The 14,170-nt window shown below is 57.8% G+C and carries 16 protein-coding genes; 3 read left to right on the forward strand and 13 right to left on the reverse strand.

Annotated features, from left to right (window positions below; translation table 11 throughout):
* Positions 1 to 13: 13 nt before the first annotated feature.
* A complete protein-coding gene (locus KJS55_RS04045; protein WP_213542739.1) occupies positions 14 to 568 on the reverse strand; it encodes an XRE family transcriptional regulator in 555 nt (184 codons plus the stop codon).
* 411 nt (positions 569 to 979) lie between these two features.
* On the opposite strand from KJS55_RS04045, the gene KJS55_RS04050 reads away from it, so the two are divergent.
* Entirely contained in the window at positions 980 to 1,882 is a 903-nt protein-coding gene (locus tag KJS55_RS04050; RefSeq protein ID WP_187028273.1) for a bacteriohemerythrin, read from the forward strand.
* A 66-nt stretch (positions 1,883 to 1,948) separates the two neighbouring features.
* On the opposite strand, the gene cysS is transcribed toward KJS55_RS04050, so the two are convergent.
* The 6 genes from cysS to KJS55_RS04080 form a co-directional block, all read right to left on the reverse strand.
* A complete protein-coding gene (cysS, locus tag KJS55_RS04055) occupies positions 1,949 to 3,397 on the reverse strand; it encodes a cysteine--tRNA ligase (RefSeq protein ID WP_213542740.1) in 1,449 nt (482 codons plus the stop codon).
* A gap of 15 nt (positions 3,398 to 3,412) precedes the next feature.
* A complete protein-coding gene (gene cysE, locus KJS55_RS04060) occupies positions 3,413 to 4,114 on the reverse strand; it encodes a serine O-acetyltransferase (RefSeq protein WP_462687284.1) in 702 nt (233 codons plus the stop codon).
* 293 nt (positions 4,115 to 4,407) lie between these two features.
* Positions 4,408 to 5,412 carry an asparaginase gene (locus KJS55_RS04065; protein ID WP_213542741.1) on the reverse strand — a complete coding sequence of 335 codons (1,005 nt, stop codon included), beginning with the start codon at positions 5,410 to 5,412 and terminating at the stop codon, positions 4,408 to 4,410.
* A gap of 13 nt (positions 5,413 to 5,425) precedes the next feature.
* Positions 5,426 to 6,523: a metallophosphoesterase family protein gene (locus tag KJS55_RS04070; protein WP_213542742.1), complete on the reverse strand. Its 1,098-nt coding sequence runs from the start codon at positions 6,521 to 6,523 to the stop codon at positions 5,426 to 5,428.
* Positions 6,517 to 7,026 (reverse strand): YbaK/EbsC family protein, encoded by a 510-nt coding sequence (locus KJS55_RS04075; protein WP_187028265.1) that lies wholly within the window; start codon positions 7,024 to 7,026, stop codon positions 6,517 to 6,519. The genes KJS55_RS04070 and KJS55_RS04075 overlap by 7 nt, the downstream gene beginning before the upstream one ends.
* A gap of 42 nt (positions 7,027 to 7,068) precedes the next feature.
* Positions 7,069 to 7,842, reverse strand: a complete 774-nt coding sequence (locus KJS55_RS04080; protein ID WP_187028263.1) for a TIGR00282 family metallophosphoesterase — start codon at positions 7,840 to 7,842, stop codon at positions 7,069 to 7,071.
* A 431-nt stretch (positions 7,843 to 8,273) separates the two neighbouring features.
* Here KJS55_RS04080 and KJS55_RS04085 point away from each other — a divergent pair, with 431 nt between their 5' ends.
* Positions 8,274 to 9,167: a LysR family transcriptional regulator gene (locus KJS55_RS04085; protein WP_187028261.1), complete on the forward strand. Its 894-nt coding sequence runs from the start codon at positions 8,274 to 8,276 to the stop codon at positions 9,165 to 9,167.
* Complete coding sequence (locus KJS55_RS04090; RefSeq protein WP_213542743.1) at positions 9,167 to 9,796, forward strand: trimeric intracellular cation channel family protein; 630 nt, start codon at positions 9,167 to 9,169, stop codon at positions 9,794 to 9,796. Before KJS55_RS04085 ends, KJS55_RS04090 begins: the two co-directional genes overlap by 1 nt.
* A 220-nt stretch (positions 9,797 to 10,016) precedes the next feature.
* Here the strand turns inward: KJS55_RS04090 and KJS55_RS04095 are convergent, their stop codons facing one another.
* From KJS55_RS04095 to ychF, 6 genes are all read right to left on the reverse strand, one after another.
* Positions 10,017 to 10,340, reverse strand: a complete 324-nt coding sequence (locus KJS55_RS04095) for a hypothetical protein (RefSeq protein ID WP_207724304.1) — start codon at positions 10,338 to 10,340, stop codon at positions 10,017 to 10,019.
* 1 nt (position 10,341) lies between these two features.
* On the reverse strand, positions 10,342 to 10,635 hold the full coding sequence (locus KJS55_RS04100) for a DUF2089 family protein (RefSeq protein WP_187028258.1): 294 nt from the start codon (positions 10,633 to 10,635) through the stop codon (positions 10,342 to 10,344).
* Between the two features lie 298 nt (positions 10,636 to 10,933).
* Entirely contained in the window at positions 10,934 to 12,229 is a 1,296-nt protein-coding gene (locus KJS55_RS04105) for a M23 family metallopeptidase (protein ID WP_213542744.1), read from the reverse strand.
* Complete coding sequence (locus KJS55_RS04110) at positions 12,168 to 12,695, reverse strand: RNA polymerase sigma factor (RefSeq protein WP_187028256.1); 528 nt, start codon at positions 12,693 to 12,695, stop codon at positions 12,168 to 12,170. The genes KJS55_RS04105 and KJS55_RS04110 overlap by 62 nt, the downstream gene beginning before the upstream one ends.
* Before the next feature lie 139 nt (positions 12,696 to 12,834).
* Complete coding sequence (locus KJS55_RS04115; RefSeq protein ID WP_187028255.1) at positions 12,835 to 13,038, reverse strand: hypothetical protein; 204 nt, start codon at positions 13,036 to 13,038, stop codon at positions 12,835 to 12,837.
* A gap of 1 nt (position 13,039) precedes the next feature.
* On the reverse strand, positions 13,040 to 14,131 hold the full coding sequence (gene ychF / locus KJS55_RS04120) for a redox-regulated ATPase YchF (protein WP_187028254.1): 1,092 nt from the start codon (positions 14,129 to 14,131) through the stop codon (positions 13,040 to 13,042).
* Positions 14,132 to 14,170: the final 39 nt, after the last annotated feature.

The following is a 14,170-nucleotide window of genomic DNA, read 5'->3' on the forward strand; positions in this document are numbered from 1 at the left end:
CACACAGCTCTCCTCACTTCAAATATTGGTAGATCAGCACCAGCCGTGCGGTGGCGTTGGTCATATTCTCAAAGCTGTAGGGCTGATCTGCGGCAAAGCGCAGCGCGCCCCGCTCAATGAGTTGAAAGGTCTGCCCCTGGGCCGTCATGCTCACTGTGCCGGAAACCACGGTGGCGTAGCAGATACAGCCTGGAATCGAGGGCTCCGGGATATAATGGGCGCTGATATAAAGGTCCAGAAAATAGCTCTCAATCCGGGTTACGTCGTCATAGGGGAAATTGCACCGCAGCACAGCCTTTCCTCCGTCCAGCCGCATAGGCTTGGTGTCCACATTCCGGTATTCCGTGAGGGCCTCAAAGTCATCGTTTTCCAACAGCACCTCCGCCGGCACCTTGAGCGCCAGTGCGAGTTTGCCCACAATACCTACCGAAGGGTTGGCCTCCCCCCGTTCAATCTGACCCAGCATACTGCGAGAGACGCCGGCCTCCGCCGCCAGCCGCTCCATACTGAGTTTTTTACTCTTTCGGATGCGCTTGATATTCTCACCAACGGCACGAGTCAACTCCATGTCGGGTCTCTCCTCCGGCAAAACAGCCATCATATTGAACATTTACCTTTCTATAGTAGTCGTCTTGTCGAATTTTGTCAAGGGGAAGCCAGCATGTCGCGTGTTTCCTGAAACAGTTTATGCCTGTACTATATGAGGGAGTCCCTACCCCTTACACCATACGGGCTTTGCCTTGCACAGCGTTTTTTATCCGCAAAATGGGGACCAATCTGACCGCAAGACTTCCCATGCAAAATTCTCTGATGACAACAAACTTCTCTTGCTATCACCTGTTTCCCGTGATATAATTTTACGAAAAAGACAGATTTTTCTCTTAAATGATAGTTCAAATCTGTTCGTATATGCTATTTCCAAGATGCGGACCGACATTGAAAAGAAATGAGCCAAACATGTCCGAAGAGGAGGCGCCATATGCTCACCTGGAGCGATAACTATATCATGGGCATCGATCAATTTGATCAAGAGCACCAGCAGCTATTCAGGCTGGCCGAGCAGGTGATTCAGCGGATGAGAGAACGCAGTGACGAGGCAAACATGCGCATGTTTGTCATCCGGGAGGCTGTGACCTACATCAACAGCTATTTTGACCGCCATGCTCAGGCCGAAGAAGCATATATGCGGAGGATCGGTTATGACGGCTATGGGATGCACAAGAAGCTGCACGACGATTTCCACAGCATCCAGATGGTAAAGTATCAAAAGATCATCGAGAACGGTCAATGCAACAAGGACGATGTGTGGGACTTCATCGGTTCCGGCATCGGCTGGCTTCTGGAGCATATTGCCACCGCGGATATGGCGATTGTTGGGAAGGGCATCCTGGTCCAGACAGACGCCATTAACGTCAATGAGGCTGCGCTGGAACAAGAGATCAACGTTCTGCTTACCTCCACTCTGAATATCGAGGCGAACGCAAAGATCGCTAATACCAATTATGCCGGAGAATACTTTGGAAAGGCCATCCATCAAAAGATCGTTTACCAGACTGACGCCGGGGAGACCTCCATTATTTCCGGCATTGAGCAGTCGTTTATGCTGGATGTGGCCAAACTGCTCTATGGCAGCGAGGTGAAGGACGAGGTAAGTCTCATCCTATCCACATTTCAGCTGTTCAGCGTACATTTCTGGCAGACCCTGGGTATGCGTTTTATGGGGAGCCGCAACGGTGTGGCCGTCAAGGAGAGCCATTTCATCATGGACAATCAGCTGGCCGTGGAATTGGAGAAGCTGAACCCCACGACCTCGGTCCTGTTCAACTCCGACAAGGGTAAATTTTATGTTGCCTGCGACTCTGCCTACCCCCTGAACCAGTGACCGGACCGACAAATCAAGAGCAGGGACTTCTTTGCAAGCCCCTGCTCTTGATTCTTTTTAATGCGCTTAGATCCGCTTCCAGCTGGCCCCGTCCTTCCGATCGGTGATCTCAATGCCTTGAGACTTCAGTTGGTCCCGAATCCGGTCCGCCTCGGCAAAGTTTTTGGCCTTCTTAGCCTCGTAGCGCTGCAGAACCAGCGCGTCGATAGCCGGGTCCCCCTCGCCGGTGACGGTATAGCCGCCAGCGGACTGGGCCGCCGCAGCCCTGGCCTGCTCCTGCCGGATTTTCTCCGCCTTTTCCAGCAGGTCCAGGGACAGCACCGTGTCAAAGTCCCCGATCAGCGCCAGCTTGGTGGCGTCGGAGGTCTTGGCCTTCAGCACGTCAAAGACCGCCGTGATCCCCATAGAGGTATTGAGGTCGTTGCCCATCTGCTGGAGAAACTTCGCCTTGTACTCGTCAAAGACCGCCTGATCCACGCCGCCGTCCTCCGGCTTCAAGGCCGCGATTCTGCCCAGGAGCTTTCCATAAGCCGCCACGGCATTGTCCAGGTTCTCCCAGGAAAATACCAGCGCCTTGCGGTAATGGCTCTGAAGGCAGAAATACCGGTAGGCCAGGGGGTCATACCCCTTCTCCTCCAAAAGAGACACCGTCAAAAATTCGCCCTTGGACTTGCTCATCTTGCCGCCGGTGGTGTTCAGATGATGGACATGGAACCAATGTTTGCACCAGGGGTGTCCCAGATAGCTCTCGGACTGGGCGATCTCGTTGGTGTGGTGGGGGAAGGCGTTATCCACGCCGCCGCAGTGGAGGTCCAGGTATTCCCCGTTGTATTTGAGGGAGATGCCGGAACACTCAATATGCCAGCCGGGATAGCCCACACCCCAGGGGGAGTCCCACTTGAGCGCCTGGTCCTCGAACTTGGACTTGGTGAACCAGAGCACGAAATCGTTTTTATTGCGCTTGTTGGTGTCTTCCTCCACGCCCTCCCGGACGCCCACGGCCAGATCCTCCTCGTCATGGTCGTTGAACACATAATAATGGTCCAGCTTGGAGGAGTCAAAATACACGTTGCCGCCGGCAACGTAGGCATAGCCCTTGTCCAGAAGGCCAGAGACGATCTTAATATACTCGTCAATGCAGCCTGTGGCGGGTTCCACTACATCCGGACGCTTGATATTGAGCTTTTGGCAGTCATCAAAGAAGGCGTCTGTATAATACTTTGCAATCTCCAAAACCGTCTTGTGCTCCCGGCGGGCGCCCTTGAGCATTTTGTCCTCACCCTCGTCGGCATCGGAGGTCAGGTGCCCTACGTCCGTGATGTTCATCACGCGGTTTACATCATACCCGGCATAGCGGAGGTATTTCTCCAGCACATCCTCCATAATATAGCTGCGCAGGTTCCCAATGTGGGCGAAGTGATAGACCGTGGGGCCGCAGGTGTACATCTCCACGTGGCCGGGGGTATGGGTTTTGAACTCCTCTTTTTTATGGGTGGCGGAATTATAGAGGTACATGAGGCTTTTCTCCTTTTACCTTTCTTGGCCGGCGGTCTCCTCCCGCTGGCTCTTGAGATACTGTTCATCCATGAGTTTTTCCAAAAACTCCAGCCGTGATAACGCAGCGTCCAGCTTTTCCTCCACAGGGTCCTGGACGTTAATCTGGTCCACCTCGTCGGCAAAGTGGGTGGACCTGCCGGCAATGCGGACCACCTGGGCGGGAATCCCAACGGCGGTGGCCTGCTCCGGCACCTCGCTGAGTACCACAGCGTTGGCCGCGATGCGGGCGTTGTCCCCCACCTTGAAGGGACCCAGCACCTTGGCGCCGCAGGAAATCAGCACATTGTTGCCGATGGTGGGATGGCGCTTGCCGTGGTCCTTGCCGGTGCCGCCCAGGGTGACTCCGTGGTAAATCAGGCAGTCGTCCCCGATCTCGGCGGTCTCTCCGATGACAATGCCCATGCCGTGATCCATCACCAGGCGGCGGCCGATTTTGGCGCCTGGGTGGATTTCAATTCCGGTCCAGAACCGGCTCCACTGGGAGACGCAGCGGGCCAGGAATTTCCAATTCCGGCAGTAAAGCCAGTGGGCCACACGATGGTAGAGAATCGCATGCACACCGGGATAGAGCAGAAATATTTCCAGCTTACTGCGGGCCGCGGGGTCCCGGCGCTGGTAGGCCTCCAACAGCCCGCCCTGACGACGGGTCTCGAAGTCCGTATCGCACATATCCATCGTATATCAACTCCTTGTGTCGGTCGGGGGTACGAAAAAACGCCCCCCGTACCAAAGTACGAGAGGCGACGAGTCGCGGTTCCACTCTCTTTTATCACTCAAGGGGCCCGTGACGCGGGCCGGACGGAGGGCTTCCACATCCCCCGCGCTCCCGGACGCACTTCACAGCTCCCGCCGCAGGCACGCTTCCAGCCGCTGGCGCGCCCTCTCTGCCCGTTGGGTGGACTGCTACTCTTTCCGTTCATCGCACTATTCCAATTGTGCTAGTATCTTATCAGGATTTTTCCCAGGTGTCAAGTGCCCTCCCCCTCGGCGGGCCAGAGAATATCCTTGGCCACTGGGGTATAGAACAGCCGCTCCACTTGCTGGCGGTCCCGGGTCTGCCCTAAGATCCACATAAGCTTCGCCACCACCGCTTCTGTAGTCATGTCATAGGCCTCCAGAACCCCCAGACGGTTTTTCAGTGCGTGGCCCACGTGGTATACCCCCAAGTCGCTGCCCTCGCTGGGCACCTGGGTTGTGAGCACAATCACCTTTCCCGCCTGCATCCAGCGGCGGATGCACTCGTAAAACCCGCCGGCCTCCGGCAGCCCGCCCACGCCAAAGCTCTCGATGATCAGCGCGTCATTCCGCTCCAGCAGGAAATCTGCCAGAGCGCGGTCCGCGCCTGGAGTCAGCTTCAAAAGTGCCACGTGGGTGTTGAGTGCGTCGTAAAAGACCGGCGCAGCGGCGCAATCCTGGCGGATATAACGCAGCAGCACCCCGTCCCGCAGCACACCCAGATCGGGGTAGTTGATGCTGGAAAAGGCCTGAAAGCTCTTGGTCCGGGTCTTTCTGGCCCGGGTGCCCAGGATGACCCGACTGTTGAAAACAATGGAGACTCCCGGCATGTCCTCCGACGCGCAGCGGAATGCGTCCGTAAGGTTGATCTTGGAGTCCGTGCCGTCAAAGCCGATAGGCTTCTGGGCGCCGGTGAGCACGATGGGCTTGGGGCTTTGCTGAATGAGATAGCTGAGTGCCGCCGCCGTATAGGCCATGGTATCTGTCCCGTGGGTGAGAACAAAGCCGTCGTACTCCCCGTAATGCTCTCGGATACAGCGGGCCATCAACAGCCAGTGCCGCGGGGTGATGTTGGTGCTGTCCAGGTTCAGAAGCTGTACGCATTCCACCACGCAGATGCCAGAAATGGCGGGGATGTGTGCCAGAAGGTCGCCGGTAGTCAGCTCCGGCGCCAGACCGCTCTCCGTCACCTCTGAGGCTATCGTGCCGCCGGTGCCGATCAATAGAATCCTTTTCATCCGCGCGCCTCCTCTACCCCAGATCCCGGTGGTCCAACGCCGCAAGGCCGAAGCGGACCGCGCGAGTAATCATGTCCCGCTCCGCCTCATCCCCAGCGGCGTCCCATCTGGCTCGCAGTTCCCGGAGGAACAGCCCCCGCAGGGAGTCCTCTCCGGCCCTGGCCCAGATATCCTCCGCCATGCGGGTGTGGTCCCGTACCTCCAGCGCGTAAAAACGTCCTGCCAAGGCCTCTGTCAGCGCGGCAGCGTCAACACCGCCCTCACTGGTCTCTCCGGTAAGAAGGATGCGGTACAGGTCCTGATCCGTCTCCGCCGGCAGCGCCGCCTCTACCGCCGCCCGGGGGTCCCTGCCAGTGACATCCACCTCCAAAATCTCATAGCGGCGGCGGGCAAAGGGGATAAAAGTCAAAGAAACCTGCCCACTTTCGCTCAGGGTTCCCTCATAAAAACCCTTCTCCCCCAGCTCATCAAAGCCCCGTCCCTCCGGGCAGCCGGGCCATGCACAGACTGTGGTGCCAAAGGTCTGGGACTCCGTTCGCCTGTGAATATGCCCCAGCGCTAAGTAAGTGAGTCCGCTGGCGGCGATCTCCTCTTTGCGGATGGGATTGTATCGCGCCTCCGAGGGCTCCACCTCCCCGTGGAGCACGCCCACGTGTATCCGGCCATCCGACGGCGCGACAAAGCCCGTCAGCATTCCCGCAGCCTGCTCCGGTCCGGTGAACGCCGCCCCGTGCACCGTCAGGTTCCACTCCGGCAAGTCCACAGCCGTCATCTGGCCTGTTGAAAATACATGGACATTGCCCGGCCACTGGACCGTGACCCAGGGACTGCCAGGGCCGTACCAGTCGTGGTTTCCCGGCGAGACAAACACCTTGGCTTGCATCCGCCTCAGAGCTGCCGCCAGCTGCTCTCCTGTCTCCCGAAAGGCGCCGGTGCTGTCAAAGAGATCCCCTGCCAGGAGCACCAGATCAATTTCGTGGCTGTTCACATACTCTGCCAGTCGGAAGCCCAGTTCCCGGCTCTCCCGCCGGCGGGACGCCGCCTGAGACGCAGACAATGCGCCGAAAGCGCTGTCCATGTGAAAATCCGCCGCATGAATAAATTTCAGCAAGGCAACTGCCCTCCTGCTACTTGTTCCTCCGGCCGCCACGCCTTGCACACATCCACCCAGCCGGCAAAGTTGGCAGCATACTGCTCTAGTTCAGCACAGCTGAGCTCAATGGCACTGTTGTCGCTGCCAGCAGCAGGAAACACCGTCTCAAATCTCTTTAAGGACACGTCCAGATAGACCTGCACATCCTCCGGCAGGGCAAAGGGGCACACGCCGCCCACGTCGTGGCCGATCCGCTCGTGGGCCTCCTGGTGGGTCAGCATTTTGGCCTTGGTGTGGAACTGAGCCTTGTAGCGGCTATTGTCCACCTTGGCGTCTCCTGCCACCACAATGATGATGGGCCGCTCCTCCACCTTGAAGCTCAGACTCTTGGCAATCCGGGCACCTTCCACCCCGACCGCTACCGCCGCCAGCTCCACCGTGGCGGAGGACACGTCAAACTCCAGGATGCGTTCCTCCGCGCCGAACTGTTTCAGATATGCTCTTACCATTTCAATTGACATGGTTCTCTCTCCTATGTGAAATATTTTTCTGCGGTCAAATGTCTATCGAATCTCAATCCGCTCCACCGCTGTACATAATCCGGTGGAACTATCCAGAGTAAAGATGGCTCCCTGCAGCTTGCAGGGGCCCTCTGCCGTCCGAAAGTGTCCCGGCACGCCGCCCAAGAAGTTCTCCACCGACTGCTCTGGCTCCACCCCCAGCACGGACTCCACCGGACCGGTCATGCCCACGTCGGTGAGGTAGCCTGTGCCCTTGGGATAGACTCGATCATCGGCTGTTGGGACATGCGTATGAGTTCCCCACAGGGCGGACACCCGGCCATCCAAGTAATAACCCATAGCCAGCTTCTCACTGGTGGCCTCCGCGTGGAAATCCACCAGGGTGAATTCCGCCTCCGCCTGTCCCAAAAGCTTATCCGCCGTGGTGAAGGGGTTCTCCGCTCCCCAGGCCAGGCCGCACCGGCCAATCAGGTTTATCACCCGAACCCGCACGGCCCCCAGGTCAAAGATCTCGCAGCCGTGGCCCGGCGCCCGCCCGGTATAGTTGGCCGGCCGGAGCAGCCAGGAGGTCTCCTCCAGGAAATCCTTGATTTGCAGCTTATTAAAGGTATGATTTCCCAGGGTCACGGCATCGGCCCCCGCGTCGTAAATCCGCTGGGCCTGCGCCGGCGTCAGGCCAACGCCGGCGGCATTCTCCCCGTTCACCACTACAAAGGCGATATCCCGCAGCCTCCGCAGGGGCCGCAGCTGCTTTTCCAAGTGCCGCAGCCCCGCCTCCCCTACAACATCGCCCACCGCTAACATCCGATACAGCATACGTTTTCCTCCGACACCTTTTTCATCACGATAGAAAATAGTATATCAAATTGGAACCGCTTTTGCAAAGGAGTCCTGAAAAAAGTAGGCAATCCACCCCCCTTTTTACTATGCAAACGCACAGCAATCAACAAGCATACGCACCTACATTCGCCTGTGTCCGTGGTGCGGTGAACTGCACATGAAATTTTATGTTTGTTGGAAAGGACTCGTTCTTTTCACGTTTGCCTCGGTCCACACACGGACCTGTCGCTCATCAGAAAAATCTTTCATAGAGCGGCAGCGCACTATACAGGTGACCCACAGCCTTCATTTTTATAACGGTCAGCACAGGGATTTCCAATTGTGAGGGCTTGCCTTCGGCTCTTTTTGCGCTTATAATGTCCCTATCCCCTCAGTGGACAAACACATTTCATGACGGAGGGATTCCCATGGCAGTCAAGCTGGAGCTCTATCGCGTGTTTAAGGAGGTGGCCGAATCCGGCAACATCTCTGTGGCCGCGAAAAACCTGTATATCTCTCAGTCTGCAGTCAGCCAGTCCATCAAGCAGCTGGAAACAGCGCTGCAGGCGCGGCTCTTCGCCCGCAGCCCCCGGGGCGTCACTCTCACCGGCGAGGGACAGATGCTCTATCAGTATGTCCGCAGCGCCCTGGGGCTGATCGCCACGGGAGAGGACAAACTCTCCCAGGCCCAACAGCTTCTGCTGGGCACACTGGTCATCGGCGCCAGCGATACGGTGACTGCCCAGTTTCTCACGCCGTATCTGGATACCTTTCACCGCCTGCACCCCGGCATTCGGCTGAAAATCGTCAGTGGCCGCAGCGCCAAGGTCGTCAGCATGCTGAAATCCGGTGCAGTAGACATCGCCTTCGCCTCCTCCCCTGTCGACAGCGCGCTGGAGTGCTGGCCCTGCTTCTCAACCCACTCCGCGTTTGTTGCCGGCAGCGGGTACCCCTGCGATTTCGATCATCCGCATACCCGGCAGGAAATCGCCGCGTTTCCACTGATCCTGCTGGAGCGCAAGGCCAGCAGCCGCATTTTTTTGGAGCAGGAGTTTCTGCGCAGCGGTGTCCCCCTGGCGCCGGAGATTGAGCTCAGCTCCCGGGGACTGCTGGTGTCTCTGGCCCGCATCGGACTGGGGGTAGCAGGTGTGACACTGGAATTTGTTCAGGACGCTCTGGACGCCGGGGATATCCGCCTTCTGAAAACGGACTTCACCATCCCGCCCCGCAGCGTGGACATGTGCACCCTGCGGGAGGTGACTCCCACCGCCGCGGCCACCGCTTTTATGGAGATGGTGCGGGCAGGAAATGGGGGCAGCTGATGGAGTCTGTCATTCTCCTTCTGGAGCTGGTGGGAACGCTGGCCTTTTCCATTTCCGGCGCCCTGACCGGGCTGCGGAAGAATATGGATATTTTTGGCGTGTGCATTCTGGGCCTTACCACCGCCGTGGGCGGCGGCGTTATCCGAGACCTGATCCTGGGCAGCACTCCGCCCGCCACCTTTCAAAACCCGATCTACGCCGCTGTGGCGGTGGCCGCAGCCCTGGTGTTGTTTCTGCCCCAGGTCCGGCACCTGCTGATGTGGGATCAGGCCCTTTTTGATCGGTCTCTTTTCTGGATGGACACGGCAGGGCTTGGCATTTTTACCGTCATGGGCATCCGTGCGGCGTTTGGCCAGCTGGTGCAGCCAGGGTTATTCCTGCTGGTGTTTGTAGGCGTGGTCACAGGTGCGGGAGGCGGCGTGCTGCGGGATGTTCTGGCGGGCGATACGCCCTATATCTTTGTCAAGCACGTATATGCCTCCGCATCCCTGGCCGGGGCGCTGGTGTGTGCGCTGATGTGGCGGACGGTGGGAGAGATCCCCGCCATGCTAACCGGCGTTGGCACGGTGGCCCTGATCCGCTGTCTCTCCGCCCACTATCACTGGAATCTTCCCCATGCCCACGACTAAAAATCGGGACCGCTGATGCGGCCCCGGTCAGCCTGTCGAAAAGGCGTTTTCGACAGGCTTCTGCAGTTTTTCAGAACGCTGAACGGTTCTGAAAAAGCTGATGATTTAAAACGAAAGACACCCTTCCTGGGTTTCTTTCGTAACTATCTTCCTTCCCATCGCTGTAACTTTCTTCATTTCTTGACAGTCTTACCGGGACCGCTGATGCGGCCCCGGCTTCTTATAGATCATCAATATTCATCTTGTCAATCTGGTCTTTGACCCGCAGTTTTTCCCGGGCCGCCCAGTAGATGGCCAGCAACACCAGCGTGGGAATGTTCCCTGTGATCAGTGCCGCCAGGATCGGCCCCCATGGAAATGTGCCGTCATAAGCTGCCACCCCCAACACCATCAACAGCGAGTATAAGAATGTCAGCAGCGGCAGCACCAGACCAGGCCACTTGCTCTTCCGTTTGGAGAGAAAAATCTGCAGCAAAATACCGCCCACAATCAAGATGAAAAGGATGATCAGTGTCAGCCAGACCATTCTTGTTGCCATCACCATCTCAAATTTCCTCCTTTGTTCTGCGGTATTCGGTGATTAACAGCTTGGCGGTATCAAAGTCCAGCTTGTCATCCACCGCCAACCGCTTTACCAAACACACATATGGGTCCGCTTCCGCTGTCTCCGTCAGTTGGATTTTCTGGATCAGCCGATCCAGGCGCAGCCGCACCGTGGGATAGCTGACGCCATACAATGCCGCCACCTCTTTCAGAGAGCCGGACGCCAAAATGAACTTTTTAATAAATGTCAAATCTTCATCCTCCAGCTCCGCCATCCATACCGGCATGGTTGCCATCGCCTCACACCCCTTTCATAAAATAAATATAAACTTTAATTTTATGAATGTCAAGATTAATTTTTATTTTAATAAAACAGAAGCAAGGTCTATAGAAGCCGTACTGCCCGCTTTGTTGTCCTCCGCGAGACTTTTGATCCCCCTGCATGCTTCATCGGTGAAGGACAAACGCTACGAGAGGAGCCCCCAAAGGGCTCCTCTCGTTTTTCATCAGATGGTTTTTAAGGCTTTTTAGGATGATAAAAGCCCCGCTACTTTCTTTCATCAGGATGGCAAGACCTCCGAAGGGATTTTTTTCTCACCCCATCCGCAGGGTATCCCGAATGTCGCTGTTGAAATAGGCCACGGGATTTTGCGCGTTGCCATCCTGTCGGACCTCAAAGTGAAGGTGGGGTCCGGTGGCCATGCCGGTAGCGCCCACAGCGGCGATCATCTCTCCCGCCAGGATGGTGGCGCCCTCCTCCACACTCACATCCCGACACTGACCGTAGAGAGTGGTCAGGCCGTCTCCGTGATCCAGAATCAGGTAGTTTCCTCGCTCGGCGTCAAATCCGGTCTCCGTCACGGTGCCGTCCGCCGCTGCCAGAATCACAGCTCCCTGATCTGCCGGGATATCCACGCCTCCGTGGAAGGTACCATTCTCCTGCTCACCGTAGGGATTGCTAAGGCTGATGGTCCGGCTGTCTTGCACCGGCCATTCCAGCCAGCGGCTCTCGTCCTCGTCCACTACGTAGACGCCGTAGACGAACGGCTCGTCGTCACCCGCCAGCTGGGGCAGAACGTCTCTCGTCCCGTCCGAGTTATAAACCACTTTCAACTGCCCTGTGGAGAGCGCATAGGTTCTGCTCTGCACACTATCATCTGCAAAGGTGACATCCACCGTTAGATGCGCTCCATCGAAGGTGTCGATGAGCGCCCAGGCAGACTGTTGCAGGTCTTCGTTCTCATCAAAGGAGGCGGCGCAGTCCTCTGGAGGTACCCAGAAACCATAGCGGGCGTCAGGGTCGTAATCCTCTGTGGCGGAGCTGCCTAGCAGCACAGCCTCTTCGGCGTACATGGGGCCGTCCTCGCTCTCGCCCCAGACACTCAACATTCTCTCTGGCTGAAGACCCTGCTCTTCCTTCTCAAAAAGCCGCGCCATTTCCTCCTTGGTGATCTCCCGGGTCTCGGTGCGGTACAGCCCTCCCCGGTCAATGGAAAGGGAAATCGTCTGAATGTTCTCTCCAGTCACCTGAAAGAGACAGCCAGTGTAGTCTCCCCCCTCCCCGCTCACCATTCCGTTGCCACTCGCCAGGGCAAGGCCGCCGTTGTCTCCAGGGCCGTAGCTCTCCCCTGTGTCGGCAGCATAGGCCGTCAAGCCGAAGGAGAACCCAGGCACCAAGATGCCTTCCTGTCGTCCTTCCTGCTGGGACGGGTAAAACCGAACCGTCCCCACCACCAACGCCAGGGCGCAGGCGGCGCACACCGCTGTCCGGAAAACTCGCCGCGGGCGGGCGGGCATCGTCTGCTGCCGCGAGACCCGCAGCACCCGGTCATTCAGCTCCGCCGGGACGTGGAGCTCTTGAAGCAGCTTCCGGTACTGGTTGTTCTGCATCTTCCATACCTCCTAATACGGATTTCAGTTTCTCTCTGGCCCGGCGAAGCCGGGTGCGAATCGTGGCCGCCGGAACACCCAGCATGGCAGCGATTTCCTCTGCCTGGTACCCCTCGGCATAGTACAGGTGCACAGCGGTCCGGAGTTTTTCCGGCAGGACGCCTACCGCCTCCCACAACTCTGCGGCCGCCTCATCCACCGGGCATGTCAAAGCCTCGTCCAGCGGCAGCACCGGCCGCCGCAGGCGGAAGCGGTGCAGGTCAGTACAGCGGTTCAGCGTGGTGCGGATCAGCCAGGCCTTCATCCGTCCGGCCTCCCACCCCTCCGCCTGCTGTCGCAGCAGGGCCAGGAATACATCCTGATAGACATCCTCAGCATCCGGGATGCTCTGAGTCCGGCATAACGCCAGCCGGTATACCGTGTCCCCGTACTCTGCCATCGCCGTCCGCAGGGTTTGTTCTGTCATAAACTCCCTCCTTGATCGGGAATCGAAAAACGTCTTTCACTTCTAACACGCCGGGGCGAGGCGAATTGTTTCCTCTCCGGGAAGATTTTTTCCGGAAACGCCAAAAATCAGGGCAGGCGCATATGCGCCTGCCCTGATATCAGGTCTCCCGGATTCCGTAAATCTCAAACCGTCCAATCAAATTCTGGACCGTCAGCTTCTGGGCCAGCAACTGCTGGTAGGTGACGCCCCGATTCTTGCCAGCAGCGCGAAGCCTCTCCATATTGGACAACACCTGCTCCCGCTCTCGGAGCAGGTCCGCGTACATGCGGTCATAGGCCGCCAGTCTCTCCAGATCCGTCATCTCACACATTGAAGCGGAAATAGATCATATCCCCGTCCTGCACCACGTATTCCTTGCCCTCACTGCGCAGCAGACCCTTCTCCTTGGCGGCGCTGACACTGCCGCACGCCATCATGTCTTGATAGGCGATGACCTCCGCCCGGATAAAACCACGCTCAATGTCGGAGTGAATCTTGCCGGCAGCCTGGGGGGCCTTGGTGCCCTTCTTGATGGTCCAGGCCCGGCACTCGTCCTTACCATAGGTCAGGAAGGAGATCAGCCCCAGCAAGGCGTAGGAACATTTGATCAGGCGGTCCAGGCCGGACTCCTCCACACCCAGCTCCTCCAGAAACATCAGCTTCTCCTCACCCTCCAGCTCAGCAATGTCCTGCTCCATCTTGGCGCAGATGGGCAGCACCTGGCTACCTTCGGCGGCGGCAATCTCGCACACCTGCTGATAGTAAGCGTTATGATCTAGGTCCGCAAAGCCCGCCTCGTCCGTGTTGGCGGCGTAGATCACGGGCTTGAGGGTCAAGAGATCGCTGGTCCGCAGCAGCGCCGCGTCGTCCTCGTCACATGCAAAGGTACGGGCCAGCTGGCCGCCGTCCAGGTGCTTCTGGAGCGCGGTGAAAAGGTCCACCTCATGCTGAAACTTCTTATCACCCTTCAGGGCCTTCGTGGCTTTTTCCACCCGGCGCTGCACCATCTCCAGGTCCGCCATCACCAGCTCTGTGTTGATGATGTCAATATCCCGCGCGGGGTCTGTGCTGCCCTCCACATGAATCACGTTCTCATCGTCAAAGCAGCGCACCACATGAACTAGGGCGTCCGTCTCCCGGACGTTGGCCAGAAACTTGTTGCCCAGCCCCTCGCCGCGGCTGGCCCCTTTTACCAAGCCTGCAATGTCCACAAACTCGATGACAGCCGGCGTCTTTTTGTCCGGCTCATACATCTCCGCCAGCTTGTCCAGCCGCTCGTCCGGAACGGCCACCATCCCCACATTGGGGTCGATCGTGCAGAATGGGTAGTTGGCACTCTCAGCACCGGCGTTGGTAATGGCGTTGAACAGGGTCGACTTGCCCACATTGGGCAGACCCAGGATTCCTAATTTCATAGCAATTCTCCCTTGCCGTTTTTTCAGGCTGTTATTGTA

Source organism: Pusillibacter faecalis (assembly GCF_018408705.1).
GTDB classification, from domain to species: Bacteria; Bacillota; Clostridia; order Oscillospirales; family Oscillospiraceae; genus Oscillibacter; species Oscillibacter faecalis.

Coding starts and splice junctions, on each gene's coding strand:
- KJS55_RS04045 (WP_213542739.1), bottom strand. CDS start 568: ATGGAGTTGACTCGTGCCGTTGGTGAGAATATCAAGCGCATCCGAAAG.
- KJS55_RS04050 (WP_187028273.1), top strand. CDS start 980: ATGCTCACCTGGAGCGATAACTATATCATGGGCATCGATCAATTTGAT.
- cysS (WP_213542740.1), bottom strand. CDS start 3,397: ATGTACCTCTATAATTCCGCCACCCATAAAAAAGAGGAGTTCAAAACC.
- cysE (WP_462687284.1), bottom strand. CDS start 4,114: ATGGATATGTGCGATACGGACTTCGAGACCCGTCGTCAGGGCGGGCTG.
- KJS55_RS04065 (WP_213542741.1), bottom strand. CDS start 5,412: ATGAAAAGGATTCTATTGATCGGCACCGGCGGCACGATAGCCTCAGAG.
- KJS55_RS04075 (WP_187028265.1), bottom strand. CDS start 7,026: ATGTCAATTGAAATGGTAAGAGCATATCTGAAACAGTTCGGCGCGGAG.
- KJS55_RS04080 (WP_187028263.1), bottom strand. CDS start 7,842: ATGCTGTATCGGATGTTAGCGGTGGGCGATGTTGTAGGGGAGGCGGGG.
- KJS55_RS04085 (WP_187028261.1), top strand. CDS start 8,274: ATGGCAGTCAAGCTGGAGCTCTATCGCGTGTTTAAGGAGGTGGCCGAA.
- KJS55_RS04090 (WP_213542743.1), top strand. CDS start 9,167: ATGGAGTCTGTCATTCTCCTTCTGGAGCTGGTGGGAACGCTGGCCTTT.
- KJS55_RS04095 (WP_207724304.1), bottom strand. CDS start 10,340: ATGGTGATGGCAACAAGAATGGTCTGGCTGACACTGATCATCCTTTTC.
- KJS55_RS04100 (WP_187028258.1), bottom strand. CDS start 10,635: ATGGCAACCATGCCGGTATGGATGGCGGAGCTGGAGGATGAAGATTTG.
- KJS55_RS04105 (WP_213542744.1), bottom strand. CDS start 12,229: ATGCAGAACAACCAGTACCGGAAGCTGCTTCAAGAGCTCCACGTCCCG.
- KJS55_RS04110 (WP_187028256.1), bottom strand. CDS start 12,695: ATGACAGAACAAACCCTGCGGACGGCGATGGCAGAGTACGGGGACACG.
- KJS55_RS04115 (WP_187028255.1), bottom strand. CDS start 13,038: ATGACGGATCTGGAGAGACTGGCGGCCTATGACCGCATGTACGCGGAC.
- ychF (WP_187028254.1), bottom strand. CDS start 14,131: ATGAAATTAGGAATCCTGGGTCTGCCCAATGTGGGCAAGTCGACCCTG.